At 46.0% G+C, this 16255-nt stretch carries 12 protein-coding genes, 1 tRNA gene and 1 pseudogene; all 14 read left to right on the top strand.

Translation table 11 applies throughout. The features are described from left to right. Positions 1-147 (top strand): annotated as a pseudogene (gene tuf / locus ACNA7P_RS10130) (elongation factor Tu); the annotation flags it as partial. A gap of 176 nt (positions 148-323) precedes the next feature. Continuing rightward, positions 324-400, top strand: a tRNA-Trp gene (locus tag ACNA7P_RS10125). A gap of 33 nt (positions 401-433) precedes the next feature. Next, the gene (gene secE, locus ACNA7P_RS10120) at positions 434-811 is read left to right on the top strand and encodes a preprotein translocase subunit SecE (RefSeq protein ID WP_416258514.1); all 378 of its coding nucleotides are present in this window, start codon (positions 434-436) and stop codon (positions 809-811) included. Positions 812-820: 9 nt separating this feature from the next. Then, complete coding sequence (nusG, locus tag ACNA7P_RS10115; protein ID WP_416258513.1) at positions 821-1366, top strand: transcription termination/antitermination protein NusG; 546 nt, start codon at positions 821-823, stop codon at positions 1364-1366. Positions 1367-1482: 116 nt separating this feature from the next. Next, entirely contained in the window at positions 1483-1911 is a 429-nt protein-coding gene (gene rplK / locus ACNA7P_RS10110; RefSeq protein ID WP_416258512.1) for a 50S ribosomal protein L11, read from the top strand. A 5-nt stretch (positions 1912-1916) separates the two neighbouring features. Next, positions 1917-2618 carry a 50S ribosomal protein L1 gene (gene rplA / locus ACNA7P_RS10105; protein ID WP_416258511.1) on the top strand — a complete coding sequence of 234 codons (702 nt, stop codon included), beginning with the start codon at positions 1917-1919 and terminating at the stop codon, positions 2616-2618. 320 nt (positions 2619-2938) lie between these two features. After that, positions 2939-3457: a 50S ribosomal protein L10 gene (rplJ, locus tag ACNA7P_RS10100; protein ID WP_416258510.1), complete on the top strand. Its 519-nt coding sequence runs from the start codon at positions 2939-2941 to the stop codon at positions 3455-3457. A gap of 51 nt (positions 3458-3508) precedes the next feature. After that, a complete protein-coding gene (gene rplL, locus ACNA7P_RS10095) occupies positions 3509-3883 on the top strand; it encodes a 50S ribosomal protein L7/L12 (RefSeq protein ID WP_416258509.1) in 375 nt (124 codons plus the stop codon). Positions 3884-4096: 213 nt separating this feature from the next. Then, positions 4097-8125 (top strand): DNA-directed RNA polymerase subunit beta, encoded by a 4029-nt coding sequence (rpoB, locus tag ACNA7P_RS10090; RefSeq protein ID WP_416258508.1) that lies wholly within the window; start codon positions 4097-4099, stop codon positions 8123-8125. Positions 8126-8215: 90 nt separating this feature from the next. Next, on the top strand, positions 8216-12442 hold the full coding sequence (gene rpoC / locus ACNA7P_RS10085; protein ID WP_416258507.1) for a DNA-directed RNA polymerase subunit beta': 4227 nt from the start codon (positions 8216-8218) through the stop codon (positions 12440-12442). 337 nt (positions 12443-12779) lie between these two features. Further along, on the top strand, positions 12780-13154 hold the full coding sequence (gene rpsL, locus ACNA7P_RS10080; RefSeq protein ID WP_416258506.1) for a 30S ribosomal protein S12: 375 nt from the start codon (positions 12780-12782) through the stop codon (positions 13152-13154). A gap of 78 nt (positions 13155-13232) precedes the next feature. Continuing rightward, entirely contained in the window at positions 13233-13703 is a 471-nt protein-coding gene (rpsG, locus tag ACNA7P_RS10075) for a 30S ribosomal protein S7 (RefSeq protein WP_416258505.1), read from the top strand. A gap of 36 nt (positions 13704-13739) precedes the next feature. Further along, positions 13740-15878, top strand: coding sequence for an elongation factor G (gene fusA, locus ACNA7P_RS10070; RefSeq protein ID WP_416258504.1), 2139 nt, complete (start codon positions 13740-13742; stop codon positions 15876-15878). A gap of 61 nt (positions 15879-15939) precedes the next feature. Beyond that, positions 15940-16255, top strand: a 316-nt coding sequence (locus ACNA7P_RS10065) for a GTP-binding protein (protein WP_416258503.1), incomplete at its 3' end; no start/stop codon positions are given.

Raw genomic sequence — 16255 nt, 5'->3', positions numbered from 1 at the left:
GGCGTAGAAATGGTAATGCCTGGTGACAACATCAAGTTCGTAGTTGAACTGATTGCACCAATCGCAATGGATGACGGTTTACGTTTCGCAATTCGCGAAGGTGGCCGTACCGTAGGCGCTGGTGTTGTATCTAAGATTCTCGATTAATTTTAGTTGGCACTATGAAAGAAAGGCTTCCCTCGGGAAGCCTTTTTTGATCGATGCTAGGCTTGCTTTTGGCGCTTCTATCGGTATAATGACGCGTCCATTCCGATGCCTATCCTTCCCCCAGCTTGCTTCAATTCGCTAAAGGTTGGTTTATCATCGGAATTTAGAATATTTCTAGGGGTGTAGTTCCAATTGGTAGAACAGCGGTCTCCAAAACCGACGGTTGGGGGTTCGAATCCCTCCACCCCTGCCAGTTACAGCTGAATCAACGCGGGTCCGGCATATAATGAATGTAAAGACAGAAAACCAAAGAAACTCACTCGATATCGCTAAGTGGGTTATTGTAGTTGCTTTGCTTGTTGCTGCTGTTGTAGGTAACAATATTTACGGTGATATGTCTGTAGTATTACGGGCAGCATCAGTAGTGATTTTAGTTGCCCTCGCAGGTTTCGCAGCTGCAACAACAGAGAAAGGAAAAACCTTCCTCGGATTTGCAAAAGAAAGCCGCACTGAAGTTCGCAAGGTAGTATGGCCTTCACGTAAAGAAGCCACGCAAACCACGTTAATTGTGCTTGCGGTTACTGTTTTAGTAGCTTTGCTACTTTGGGGCCTCGATGGAATTTTAGTTCGTGTCGTGGGCTTAGCAACCGGCGTTACCATCTAAGGAGATCGCATGACTGAACCTAAGAAAAAGCGTTGGTATGTTGTACAAGCCTTCTCAGGATACGAAGGCCGAGTTGCCAAAACTCTAGCTGAGTACATAAAAACGCAAGGTATGGAAGAGAAGTTTGGTCAAATTCTTGTGCCTACCGAGCAGGTTGTAGAAATGCGCGGTTCTCAGCGTCGTAAGGCTGAGCGTAAGTTCTTTCCAGGCTATGTTTTGGTAGAAATGGCGATGGATGAAGACACTTGGCACTTAGTGAAAAGTACGCCACGAGTTTTAGGCTTTATTGGCGGCACCGCCGAGCGACCTGCGCCGATATCACAAAAAGAAGCAGATTTGATTCTGGATCGGCTTACTGAAAATGCGGATCGGCCGCGTCCGAAAACGTTGTTTGAACCAGGTGAGCTGGTACGCGTTAACGATGGTCCATTTGCTGATTTCAACGGTACTGTTGAAGAAGTTGATTACGACAAGAGCCGTATGAAAGTTTCGGTATCTATTTTTGGCCGTTCAACACCGGTTGATTTAGATTTCAGCCAAGTCGAAAAGACTTGATCGCGTTGGTGGATTGCTATACAATCCGCCTCCGTTTTTTCACATTAGGGAAGCCGTTTGAGTAAGTCTCCTCTTGGCTTACAAGGCGTTAAACCCTACAAACAGAGGTTGTAATCATGGCTAAGAAAGTTACTGCCATTATTAAGCTGCAAGTAGCAGCTGGTGCGGCAAACCCGTCACCGCCAGTTGGTCCAGCATTGGGTCAACACGGTGTGAACATCATGGAATTCTGTAAAGCGTTCAACGCGTCAACTGGCGAGCTAGAAAAAGGCGCTCCAGTACCTGTTGAAATTACAGTATTTGAAGATCGTTCTTTCACCTTCATCACCAAAACCCCTCCTGCAGCTTTCTTGCTGAAAAAAGCAGCTGGCGTTAAGAGTGGTTCAGGCCGTCCTAACACCGAGAAAGTGGGTACTGTTACTCGCGCTCAGTTAGAAGAAATTGCGAAAACGAAAGAGCCAGATTTAACGGCAGCAGATTTAGACGCCGCTGTACGTACTATCGCTGGTTCAGCTCGTTCAATGGGCTTGAAGGTAGAGGGGTAAGCACCATGGCACGTTTAACTAAACGTATGAAAGCTATCCGCGAAGCAGTTGATATCACTCGTGATTACGAGATCAGCGAAGCAATCGCGTTATTGAAAAAATTAGCAACTGCTAAATTCACTGAAAGCGTAGACGTTGCAGTGAACCTTGGCATCGATGCTCGTAAATCAGATCAAAACGTTCGTGGTGCTACTGTACTTCCAAATGGTACTGGCCGTGACGTACGTGTTGCCGTATTTACTTCAGGCGCAAACGCTGAGAAAGCCAAAGCTGCTGGTGCAGAACTAGTAGGTATGGAAGATCTTGCTGAGCAAGTGAAGAAAGGCGAAATGAATTTCGACGTAGTAATTGCTTCTCCAGATGCAATGCGCGTTGTAGGCCAGTTAGGTCAAGTATTAGGCCCACGCGGTTTAATGCCAAATCCAAAAACTGGTACTGTAACTGCAGACGTAGAAACTGCGGTTAAGAATGCAAAAGCTGGTCAGGTGCGCTACCGTAACGATAAGAACGGTATCATTCACTGCACCATCGGCCGTGTAGATTTTGAAGATACTAAGTTGAAAGAAAACTTAGAAGCATTGTTGGTAGCTTTGAAAAAGGCGAAGCCAGCAAATGCGAAAGGTGTTTACATTAATCGTGTTAGTGTTTCTACCACGATGGGTGCTGGCGTACGTGTAGACCAGTCTACATTAGAGTTACGCGGCTAATTTAGCCTCGGCTAATTAGCACGGTTAACAGTGCATGCATAGCGCGCGCTATTAACTTTATAATCTGTTTAAGTTTTAGGGTTGGAGTCGTCTCTCACGGTAATAGTGAAGTGGCTCTCATCCAAGACCGCAGGCGCCAATATCGAGAGGCATTGGCTTAATCATGAAAGCCTGCGCAGATGGTGATATCCGACTCAGACTCTCTGGGTAAGAGATTCACCGTGACAAAGTGGTGAGGGCGTTAGCAATAACAAACTCATCAAATTGTAACGTACGAGCAACCGGCGAAAGCTGGACGCTCATAACACGAGGTGATGCTAGTGGCACTTGGTTTAGTAGCAAAAAAAGCGATCGTTAAAGAAATTAACGATGTAGCTTCAGAAGCACTATCCGTCGCAGTAGCTGAGTATCGTGGTATGGAAGTTGCAGAACTTACCGTACTTCGCCGTCAAGCCCGTGAGCAAGGCGTGTATCTGAAAGTTATTCGGAACACTCTCGCAAAACGTGGCCTTGAAGGTACGAAGTTTGCAGACATTGAACCTGCACTTAAAGGTCCTTTGCTATATGGTTTCTCTATCGACGCACCAGGCAGCGCCGCTCGCCTGTTGAAAGATGCACAGAAATCATCAAAGCACCTGAAAGTAACAGCATTGTCTATCGGTAGCGGTTTATTGGGTCCAGAAAAATTGGACGCAGTAGCATCACTTCCAACACGCGACGAAGCGTTGGCAAAATTGCTTGCTACTTTCAAAGCGCCTGTTACCAAGTTCGTTCGTACTATCAATGAAGTACCTACGAAGTTTGTACGCGTTTTGTCAGCAATCAAAGACGCCAAATAAGCGACTACTTAATTAATTAATTTTAAACCTATAACCCGGGAGTTTAGAGAAATGGCTCTGACTAAAGAAGATATTTTAAACGCGATCGCTGAAATGCCAGTAATGGACTTAGTAGAGTTGATCGAAGCTGCTGAAGAGAAATTCGGCGTTGACGCATCTGCTGCTGTTGCAGTAGCTGCTGGTCCTGCTGCTGCTACTGAAGCTGCAGAAGAAAAGACTGAGTTCGACGTTATCTTGAAAGCAGCTGGTGCTAACAAAGTGTCTGCTATTAAAGCAGTTCGCTCAGCAACTGGCCTAGGCTTGAAAGAAGCTAAAGCTATGGTTGAAGCAGCTCCAGTAGCTGTTAAAGAAGGCATCGCTAAAGCTGACGCTGAAGCTCTTAAGAAAGAGCTAGAAGAAGCTGGTGCAGAAGTTGAGATCAAGTAATAAACTTGATTTACAGCGAGGCCGATAAGGCTTTGGCCTGGTGACTTAATTGTCACCAGGCTTTTTGCGCTAAAAAGGATACATCCAATTTTCCTGTATTTCTGGATGTATCGACAATGAAAATACAGGCGAACAGACCGTGACGAAATCTGTTGGCAGCTACCAGTTTCTATTTGGTGGTTAGGGTCAGAAATCAGCTAGCTGAGGAACCCCATGGCGTACTCCTACTCTGAAAAAAAACGTATTCGTAAGGACTTTGGAAAGCGCCCACAGGTGCTTGAAGTTCCTTACCTGCTCTCGATTCAGCTCGATTCATTTAAAAAGTTTATTGAAGCCGATCCTGAAGGTGGTTATGGACTCGAAGCGGCATTCCGCTCAGTGTTCCCAATCGCAAGTTATTCCGGCAACGCTGAATTGCAGTATGTCAGTTACCGACTCGGTGAACCCGTATTTGACGTAAGTGAATGTCAAATTCGTGGTGTTACATATTCTGCTCCTTTGCGGGTTACATTACGTCTTGTTATGTATGACAAAGACGCGCCTGCGGGTACGATTAAGCAAATCAAAGAGCAAGAAGTGTATATGGGCGAAATTCCGCTCATGACTGAGAATGGTACTTTTGTTATCAATGGTACTGAGCGGGTAATCGTTTCTCAGCTACACCGTTCACCAGGCGTATTCTACGATCACGATCGTGGTAAAACGCATTCATCTGGTAAAGTTCTTTATAACGCGCGCGTTATTCCTTACCGTGGCTCTTGGTTGGATTTTGAATTCGATCCAAAAGACAACGTGTTTGTGCGTATCGATCGCCGCCGGAAACTTCCAGCGACGATTATTTTGCGTGCGTTAGAATACACCGACGAACAAATTCTAGAGATGTTCTTTGAGAACAATCACTTTGAGATTCGTCGTGACAAAGTATTTATGACATTGGTTGCCGACCGATTACGCGGTGAAACTGCGTTATTCGAAGTAAAAGCACCTGATGGTTCAGTAATTGTTGAGAAAGGCCGCCGTATTACCGCGCGCCACATTAAACAGATTACTGATCTCGATATTAAAGAAATGGAAGTGCCAGTAGATTATCTGGTAGGTAAAGTACTCGCAAAAGATCATGTTGCGAAGAAAACCGGTGAAGTTATCGCTAAAGCGAATGACATCATTACTCTTGAATTATTAGCTAAGTTACGCGAAGCAGGCTTCAAGAAATTCGATACCCTGTTCGTGAATGATTTAGATCACGGCCCATACATCAGCGAAACCATTCGTATCGATTCCAGCACGAATCGTTTAGAAGCGTTAGTTGAAATCTATCGCATGATGCGTCCAGGTGAGCCACCAACTAAAGAAGCGGCAGAATCATTATTTGAAAATCTGTTCTTCTCTGAAGATCGTTATGATCTTTCAACGGTTGGCCGCATGAAGTTTAACCGTCGTTTAGGTCGTGAAGAACTCACTGGCCAAGGCACGTTAAGCCGTGAAGACATCGTTGATGTAATGCGCAAGTTAATCGAAATCCGTAACGGCCTAGACGTTGTTGATGATATCGATCACTTGGGTAACCGCCGTATTCGTTCTGTGGGCGAAATGGCAGAAAACCAATTCCGTGTTGGTTTGGTTCGTGTAGAACGTGCTGTTAAAGAGCGCTTAAGCTTAGGCGATCTTGATGCGATTATGCCGCAAGATTTGATCAACGCGAAGCCAATCTCAGCAGCAGTGAAAGAGTTCTTTGGCTCAAGCCAGCTTTCACAGTTTATGGATCAGAATAACCCGTTATCGGAAGTTACTCATAAACGCCGTATTTCAGCATTAGGTCCGGGTGGTTTAACTCGTGAACGTGCTGGTTTCGAAGTTCGTGACGTACACCCAACGCATTATGGTCGTTTATGTCCAATCGAAACGCCAGAAGGCCCGAACATCGGCTTGATCAACTCATTAGCAACGTTCTCACGTACGAACGAATATGGTTTCTTAGAAACGCCATACCGTAAAATCGTAAACGGCGCGGTAACAGATGATGTTGAATACCTTTCGGCTATCGAAGAAGGCAAATACGTAATCGCTCAGGCGAACGTAACCTTGAATGAGAAAGGCGAAATTCAAGAAGAATTGGTACCAAGCCGATTCAACAACGAATTTACGCTAACACCGAAAGAGCAAGTACAGTTCATGGATGTTGCGCCACAGCAGATCGTTTCTGTGGCAGCAAGCTTGATTCCATTCCTTGAGCATGATGATGCTAACCGTGCCCTGATGGGTTCAAACATGCAACGCCAAGCCGTTCCTACCTTACGCGCTGATAAGCCGTTAGTAGGTACAGGTATCGAGCGTACTGTAGCAGTAGATTCCGGTGTTACTGTGGTAGCTAAACGTGGCGGTGTAGTTGATTACGTAGATGCTAGCCGTATCGTTGTGAAGGTTAACGAAGAAGAGATGGTGCCAGGCGAAGCCGGTATCGATATCTATAACTTAACTAAATACACACGTTCAAACCAAAACACCTGTATTAACCAGAAGCCATGTGTAAAAAATGGTGAGCCGGTAATGCGTGGTGATGTATTGGCGGATGGCCCTTCAACCGATCTCGGTGAATTGGCGCTTGGTCAAAACATGCGTGTAGCCTTTATGCCTTGGAACGGTTACAACTTCGAGGATTCAATCCTTGTTTCTGAGCGAGTTGTTCAGGAAGATCGTTTAACCACGATTCATATCCAAGAGCTAAACTGTGTTGCACGTGATACCAAACTAGGTATTGAAGAAATTACGGCAGATATCCCGAACGTTGGTGAATCTGCACTAGGCAAGCTAGATGAATCTGGCGTTGTTTACATTGGTGCAGAAGTTAACGGTGGTGATATCTTGGTAGGTAAAGTTACGCCGAAAGGTGAAACGCAACTTACCCCGGAAGAGAAACTTCTGCGTGCCATTTTCGGTGAGAAAGCATCTGATGTGAAAGATAGCTCATTGCGCGTACCAAATGGTGTAAACGGTACCGTAATCGATGTGCAAGTATTTACCCGTGATGGGGTAGAGAAAGATAAGCGTGCGCTCGATATCGAAGCAATGCAGTTGGCTCAGGTGAAAAAAGATCTTACCGATGAGTTCAAAATTCTTGAAGAAGGCTTGTATGCCCGCGTACGCACCTTGTTGTTAGCCAACGGTTTTGATGAATCGAAGCTAGCATCAATGGATCGCAGTAAGTGGTTAATGCAAAGCTTGAAGAGCGAAGCAGCACAGCAAGATCTTGAGCATCTTGCACAGCAGTACGAAGAGCTTCGTGAAGATTATGACAAGCGTTACGACGAGAAGCGCCGGAAAATTACCCAGGGCGATGATTTACAACCTGGTGTACTGAAGATTGTAAAAGTATACCTAGCTGTGAAACGCCGCATTCAACCGGGTGATAAAATGGCCGGTCGTCATGGTAACAAAGGTGTTATTTCAACCATCGTACCAGTGGAAGATATGCCTTACGATGAAAACGGCGACGCTGTTGATATCGTATTGAACCCACTTGGTGTTCCATCACGGATGAACGTTGGTCAAATCTTGGAAACTCACTTAGGTGCAGCAGCACGTGGTATCGGTAAGAAAATCGAAGCCATGTTAGCCGAGCAGCGCAAAGTGGCCGAAATGCGTGAATTCTTGCAGAAGGTTTACGATATCGGTAAGGGTCGTCAAGATATTGATTTCAGTACGTTTAGTGATGAAGAAGTGGTTCGTTTGGCAGAGAACTTGAAGAAAGGGTTACCGGTTGCATCGCCTGTGTTTGATGGCGCTGTAGAAAAGGAAATCAAACAATTGCTTACGCTGGCTGATTTACCAGAATCAGGCCAAGTTGCATTGTATGATGGCCGTACCGGAGATTCCTTCGAGCGTCCTGTAACCGTTGGTTACATGTACATGCTGAAATTGAATCACTTGGTTGATGATAAGATGCACGCACGTTCAACTGGCTCGTATAGCCTTGTAACTCAGCAGCCGCTGGGTGGTAAGGCACAGTTCGGTGGTCAGCGCTTCGGTGAGATGGAAGTGTGGGCCCTTGAAGCATACGGTGCCGCATATACGCTGCAGGAAATGCTCACGGTGAAATCAGATGACGTGAATGGTCGTACGAAGATGTATAAAAACATCGTAGACGGCAATCACCAGATGGATCCAGGTATGCCTGAATCGTTCAACGTGTTGCTGAAAGAGATTCGCTCGTTAGGTATTAACATCGAGCTAGAAGACGAATAAGCAGCCATTGTTCGCTTAGCGAAAGGCATAGAGTCAGCGCCGCCGAGGGCTTCGGCCCTCGGCAAGGTTAACTCCGACAGGAGATGAAACGTGAAAGATTTATTGAAGTTTCTGAAGCCACAAAAAGATAGCGATGAATTTGATCGCATTCGTATTGCACTGGCATCACCGGATCAAATCCGGAGCTGGTCATTTGGTGAAGTAAAGAAACCAGAAACCATCAACTACCGTACGTTCAAGCCAGAACGTGACGGTCTTTTCTGTGCCCGTATTTTCGGTCCGGTAAAAGACTACGAGTGTTTGTGTGGTAAATATAAGCGCCTTAAGCATCGCGGTGTAATCTGTGAGAAATGTGGCGTTGAAGTTACCCTCACAAAAGTTCGTCGTGAGCGTATGGGCCACATTGAATTAGCAAGCCCAGTAGCACACATCTGGTTCTTGAAATCACTACCGTCACGCATCGGCTTAATGCTGGATATGACGCTACGTGATATCGAACGCATTTTGTATTTCGAATCATACGTTGTGATCGACGCGGGTATGACGTCTTTGGAAGAAGGCTCATTACTTGGTGAAGAAGAGTATCTTGATGCTCTTGAAGAGCACGGTGATGAATTCGAAGCAAAAATGGGTGCAGAAGCGATTCTTCACTTATTGCAAAGCATTGGCCTTGAAGGTGAAATCAAACGTTTACGGGAAGAGCTGCCAGAAACCAACTCTGAAACGAAGCGTAAGAAAATCAGCAAGCGCTTGAAGTTGCTAGAATCATTCCATTTCTCAGGCAACAAGCCTGAGTGGATGATCTTGAAAGTACTACCGGTATTACCACCAGATTTACGTCCGTTGGTACCACTAGATGGTGGTCGTTTCGCAACTTCAGATTTGAACGATTTATATCGTCGAGTAATCAACCGTAACAACCGCTTGAAGCGTTTGTTGGATCTTGCTGCACCAGACATTATCGTGCGCAACGAGAAGCGGATGCTACAAGAAGCGGTAGATGCGTTACTTGATAACGGTCGCCGTGGCCGAGCTATTACTGGCTCGAACAAACGCCCACTGAAATCTTTGGCTGATATGATCAAAGGTAAGCAGGGTCGTTTCCGCCAGAACTTACTTGGTAAGCGCGTAGATTATTCAGGCCGTTCAGTTATCACCGTTGGTCCTAAGCTGCGCTTACACCAATGTGGTTTACCGAAGAAAATGGCACTTGAGCTATTCAAACCATTCATTTACGGCAAATTGGAAGCGCGCGGTTTAGCGACAACCATTAAAGCTGCGAAGAAAATGGTTGAGCGTGAGTTACCGGAAGTATGGGATATCTTAGACGACGTAATTCGTCAGCATCCAGTACTTCTTAACCGTGCACCAACCTTGCACCGTTTGGGTATTCAAGCGTTCGAACCAGTGCTTATCGAAGGTAAGGCGATTCAGTTGCACCCACTCGTGTGTGCGGCCTATAACGCCGACTTCGATGGTGACCAAATGGCAGTACACGTTCCATTAACGCTTGAAGCGCAAATGGAAGCCCGTGCTCTAATGATGTCTACCAATAACGTGCTATCGCCTGCATCAGGTGAGCCAATCATCGTTCCTTCACAGGACGTTGTATTGGGCGTTTACTACATGACCCGTGAGAAAGTTAATGGGCGTGGTGAAGGCATGGTATTGAAAAGCCCGAAAGAAGCAGAAAAAGCATACCGCACAGGTGCTGCAGAACTGCATGCTCGGGTAAAAGTACGGATTAACGAAGTGTTGTTTACCGAAGAAGGTGAGCGCACTGAAGAAAGTAAAATTGTTGATACAACAATCGGCCGGGCAATTTTCTCATTGATTCTACCTGAAGGCATCGCATATGAAGCCATCAACCAGAACATGGGTAAAAAGCAGATCTCTCGCTTATTGAACCGCACCTATCGTGATTGTGGTTTGAAAGCTACGGTTATCTTTGCCGACCAATTGATGTACACCGGTTTCCATTTTGCGATGATCTCTGGTTCTTCAGTAGGCATCAACGATATGGAAATTCCAACAGATAAAGCTGAAATCATTGAAGATGCAGATAAGCAAGTTGCAGAAATTCAAGATCAGTTTGAGCAAGGCTTGGTAACCGCTGGTGAGAAGTACAACAAAGTAATCGATATCTGGTCTACCGCGAACGAGAAAGTTTCCAAAGCAATGATGGATAACTTATCGAAAGAAATGGTAACCAACGCCAAAGGTGAGCAAGAGGAACAACAATCGTTCAACTCTGTTTACATGATGGCTGATTCTGGCGCCCGGGGTTCACCCGCACAGATTCGTCAGTTGGCAGGTATGCGTGGTTTGATGGCGAAGCCAGATGGCTCAATCATTGAAACGCCAATCGTTGCAAACTTCCGTGAAGGTTTGAGTGTACTTCAGTACTTCATCTCTACTCACGGTGCGCGTAAAGGTTTGGCGGATACCGCTTTGAAAACTGCAAACTCGGGTTACTTAACCCGTCGTTTAGTAGACGTTGCACAAGATTTGGTAATTACCGAAACAGATTGTGGTACCCACGAAGGTTTAATCGTGAAGCCATTGATTGAAGGCGGTGATGTAGTAGAGCCATTGCGTGAGCGTGTTCTAGGCCGTGTAGTTTGTGATGACGTATTGAAGCCAGGTACAGGCGAAGTGCTAGTAGCACGTAACACATTACTCGATGAGAAAATGTGTGATGTGTTAGAAGCGAACTCGGTTGATGAAGTAAAAGTACGTTCAGTTATCACCTGTGATTCAATTCACGGTGTATGTTCGAACTGTTATGGTCGTGATTTGGCTCGTGGCCACTTGGTGAACGACGGTGAATCTGTGGGCGTAATTGCTGCACAATCAATCGGTGAGCCAGGTACTCAGTTAACCATGCGTACGTTCCACATTGGTGGTGCTGCATCGCGGGATTCAGCAGCGAATGCAATCCAAGTGAAGAACCCAGGTCGCGTTAAGCTCCACAACGCGAAGAGCGTAGAAAACAGTGATAAGCATTTAGTAATCACTTCACGTTCAACTGAGTTAACCTTGATTGATCAGTTTGGTGCAGAGCGCGAGCGCTATAAAGTACCTTACGGTGCCATCTTGAAGAAACGCGATGGCGACGAAGTAGTTGCTGGCGAAACTGTTGCCAACTGGGATCCGCACACGCATCCAATCATTACGGAAGTAGCGGGTAACATTAAGTTCGTTGATATGATTGATGGTGTAACGATCACCACGCAAACAGATGAACTTACTGGCCTAACAAGCACGGTTATTCTCGAAGCCGGTCAGCGCACCAGTGCTGGTAAAGATATGCGTCCAATGGTGAAATTGGTTGATGCAAAAGGTAACGACGTACACATCGTTGGTACCGATATGCCAGCTCAATATTTCTTACCAGGTAACGCAATCGTAAGCTTGAACGATGGTTCTACGGTAGGTATCGGTGACACGGTAGCGCGTATTCCTCAGGAAGGTTCGAAAACTCGCGATATTACCGGTGGTTTACCACGGGTTGCCGATTTGTTCGAAGCGCGGAAACCGAAAGAGCCAGCAATTCTTGCTGAAATCACCGGTACGGTGTCATTCGGTAAAGAAACCAAAGGCAAACGTCGCTTAATGATTACCCCTGCAGAGGGTGGCGATCATTATGAAGAAATGATTCCGAAATGGCGTCAACTTAACGTGTTCGAAGGTGAGCAGGTTACCCGTGGTGAAGTTATTGCCGATGGTCCAGAAGCACCGCAAGATATCTTGCGCTTGCGTGGCGTTTCAGCAGTAGCTAACTACATTGTGAACGAAGTACAAGAAGTATATCGTTTACAAGGGGTTAAGATTAACGATAAGCACATCGAAGTTATTGTTCGGCAGATGTTGCGGAAAGTTATCATTACTAGCCCAGGTGAATCTGAGTTGCTGGAAGGTGAGCAGGCAGAATTTGCGAAAGTTGTAGAAGTGAACCGTGATTTAGAAGCGGCAGGTAAAATGCCTGTTCGTTACGAGCGCCAGTTGCTTGGTATCACTAAAGCGTCACTCTCTACAGAATCGTTTATTTCTGCGGCATCGTTCCAGGAAACAACACGGGTACTTACCGAAGCAGCAGTTCAGGGTAAAGAAGATCCATTACGCGGCTTGAAAGAGAACGTAATTGTGGGTCGCTTAATCCCAGCGGGTACTGGTTTCGCGTATCACCAAGAACGTATTCGCAGACGCAAAGCAGCAATGACTCCGGTTGTTACTACTGCTGCAGACGCAGAAGCTGCATTATCTGAAGCCTTGAATGAAGGTAACGATGATAGTGCGGATAAAGCCGGCGAATAATTTGTAGCGTTCAACGCCCATTACGATCGAAAAAAGCCCAGTTTTTGCTGGGCTTTTTGTTGTCTATTGGTGGCAAAATATGGACGAGTTACGCAATTATTACTTTTGTTATGATTGCGTTTGCAGCTTACTTTGCCATTGTCCTGTTAACCGACGTGCGGGTTCTGGTTGACAGGGTAATTTATAACCTATAAAATTCCGCCTCCCCATTTCCGGGGATTCAACCTTTTTTGTGGTGCGGATTTAGCGACTGATACCATAAAAAGAGGCTCTGCGCTTGGGTAGTAAAGCTACTTGAGCGTTTGCCTTGTTGTAAAACGTATAATTTGGAGAAACCATGGCAACAGTTAACCAATTAGTGCGCAAAGGACGCAAGAAGCCGGTAGAAAAAAGTAACGTACCGGCTCTGCAAGCTTGCCCACAGAAGCGTGGTGTATGTACTCGTGTATATACTACTACCCCTAAGAAACCTAACTCAGCATTGCGTAAGGTATGTCGTGTGCGTTTAACCAACGGTTATGAAGTAACTTCATACATCGGTGGTGAAGGCCACAACTTGCAAGAGCACAGTGTTATTTTGATTCGTGGCGGTCGTGTAAAAGACTTGCCAGGTGTGCGTTATCACACCGTACGTGGCGCACTTGACTGTGCAGGCGTAAACAATCGTAAACAAGGCCGTTCTAAGTACGGCGTGAAGCGGCCTAAATCTTAACGGTTCTCCGTTGCGAGTAAGGCCAAACTAAATAATTTATAAGTTTTGGGTAACCCCTGAAGATATCGGAGAATTCCTATGCCTAGAAGACGCGTCGTCGGCCAACGTAAAATCCTTTCAGATCCTAAGTTTGGATCGCAGTTGTTGGCAAAGTTCATCAATGTTGTCATGGTTGATGGTAAAAAATCAGTCGCTGAAAGAATCGTATATGGTGCTTTAGACATCGTTGCGCAAAAAGCTGGTAAAGACCATTTAGAAGTGTTTGAAGATGCACTTGATAATATCCGCCCTGCAGTAGAGGTTAAATCTCGCCGGGTTGGTGGTTCTACATACCAGGTACCAGTAGAAGTACGTCCAGTACGTCGTAACACTCTAGCAATGCGCTGGATGGTTGATGCGTCACGTGGCCGTGGTGAAAAATCAATGGCACAACGCCTTGCTGGCGAAATGCTTGACGCTTCACAGAACAAAGGTTCTGCAGTGAAGAAGCGTGAAGACGTTCACCGCATGGCTGAAGCGAACAAAGCATTCGCTCACTACCGCTGGTAATTTCACGCTCAAAACTCTAATTAAGAGGAAGCAATTGTGGCAAGACAAACTTCAATCGAGCGCTATCGTAATATCGGTATCGTTGCTCACGTAGATGCGGGTAAAACCACAACTACCGAACGTGTACTTTTTTACACTGGCTTATCGCATAAGCTAGGTGAAGTACATGACGGTGCTGCAACTACGGACTGGATGGAGCAAGAGCAGGAGCGTGGTATTACTATCACCTCAGCTGCGGTAACTAGTTTCTGGGCTGGTATGGATCAGCAGTTTCCACAACACCGTATCAATATCATCGATACTCCTGGACACGTAGACTTCACTGTTGAAGTAGAGCGTTCACTACGAGTTCTTGATGGTGCGGTAGTTGTATTGTGTGCCTCTTCAGGCGTACAACCGCAAACTGAAACTGTATGGCGCCAAGCGAACAAATACGAAGTACCGCGTATGGTATTCGTAAATAAAATGGACCGCATGGGTGCAGACTTCACTAACGTTGTGAAGCAAATGAAAACCCGTTTAGCGGCCGTTGCCGTGCCTATTCAGATTCCAATCGGCGCAGAAGAAGATTTTAAAGGGGTTGTTGACCTCGTTAAGATGAAAGCTATCAACTGGAACGAAGCAGACCAGGGCATGACTTTCACTTACGATCCGATTCCTGAAGACCTTATGGATGAAGCTGAAACACTTCACAACGAGTTAGTGGAAGCAGCTGCTGAAGCAAACGACGAGTTGATGAACAAGTACTTGGAAGGCGGCGAGCTAACTGAAGCTGAAATTAAAGAAGGTTTACGTCAGCGCACGTTGAACAACGAAATTGTACTTGTTCTATGTGGTTCAGCATTTAAGAACAAAGGTGTTCAAGCGGTACTTGACGGCGTTATCGAATACTTGCCTTCACCATCTGAAGTGAAAGACATTAATGGTATTCTTGAGAACGGTGAAGAAATTCTTTGTGCCTCTACCGACGAAGAACCATTTGCGGCGTTAGCGTTCAAAATCGCTACCGACCCATTCGTAGGTACTCTTACGTTCTTCCGTGTTTACTCTGGTGTAGTAAACGCTGGTGAATCTGTGTACAACGCAGTGAAGCAGAAGAAAGAGCGTTTCGGCCGTATCGTGCAAATGCACGCTAACGACCGTCAAGAACTTAAAGAAGTTCGTGCGGGTGACATCGCGGCTGCTATCGGCCTGAAAGATGTTACTACGGGTGACACTCTGTGTTCACACGATCGCATCGTAATTCTTGAGCGTATGGAATTCCCAGAACCGGTAATCTCGGTAGCGGTTGAGCCGAAAACTAAGGCCGACCAAGAGAAGATGGGTATCGCGTTAGGTAAACTAGCTGCTGAAGATCCATCGTTCCGTGTTAAAACTGACGAAGAAACAGGTCAAACGATCATTTCTGGTATGGGTGAGCTTCACCTAGACATCATCGTAGACCGTATGAAGCGTGAGTTTAAAGTTGAGTGTAACGTAGGTAAACCACAGGTTTCTTACCGTGAAACAATCCGCCAGAAAGTGGAAGTTGAAGGTAAGTTTGTTCGTCAATCAGGTGGTCGTGGTCAATATGGTCACGTATGGTTACGTATGGAGCCATTAGCGCTCGATTTTACCCCAGATGCGAAAGACGAAGAAGAGAAACCAACTTATGAGTTCGTAAACGAAATCGTGGGTGGTGTGGTACCAAAAGAATACGTTCCTGCCGTTGACAAAGGTTGTCAAGAGCAGATGCAAAACGGTGTACTTGCAGGCTTCCCAGTATTGGGTGTTAAGGTTACATTGTTTGACGGTTCTTACCATGATGTTGACTCAAACGAGATGGCGTTTAAGATCGCTGGTAGCATGGGCTTCAAGAAAGGTGCTCTACAAGCGAAACCTGCTCTACTTGAACCTATCATGCAAGTAGAAGTTGTTACTCCTGAAGATTTCATGGGTGACGTAGTAGGTGACTTGAACCGTCGCCGCGGTATGATCGAAGGTATGGACGATGCTCCAGGTGGTTTGAAGCAAGTTCGTGCCCAGGTGCCATTAGCTGAGATGTTTGGCTATGCAACTGACCTGCGTTCACAAACTCAGGGTCGCGCATCATACGCAATGGAATTCTTGAAGTACCAAGAAGCTCCGAATAACGTTGCAGAAGCAGTAATCGCTGCGCGCAACACTAAAGATTAATAGTTGAGTTCTAGTCCCGGCTCAGAAGGGCCGGGCTTCTAACTTTATTAAGGAAATAGCAATGGCTAAAGCAAAGTTTGAACGTTCTAAGCCGCACGTAAACGTAGGTACTATCGGTCACGTTGACCACGGTAAAACTACTCTTACTGCAGCGATTACATCTGTATTAGCAAAGCACTACGGTGGCTCTGCTCGTGATTTCGCACAAATCGATAACGCGCCAGAAGAAAAAGCGCGTGGTATCACCATCTCTACGTCACACGTAGAGTACGATACTCCATCACGTCACTACGCACACGTAGATTGCCCAGGTCACGCCGATTATGTGAAAAACATGATCACTGGTGCTGCGCAAATGGACGGCGCTATCTTAGTAG

It is taken from the genome of Aliidiomarina sp. (assembly GCF_047920995.1).
Taxonomy (GTDB): Bacteria; Pseudomonadota; Gammaproteobacteria; order Enterobacterales; family Alteromonadaceae; genus Aliidiomarina.
Note: the sequence above shows the minus strand (reverse complement) of the source record. Positions and strands in the feature narration are given on the sequence as shown.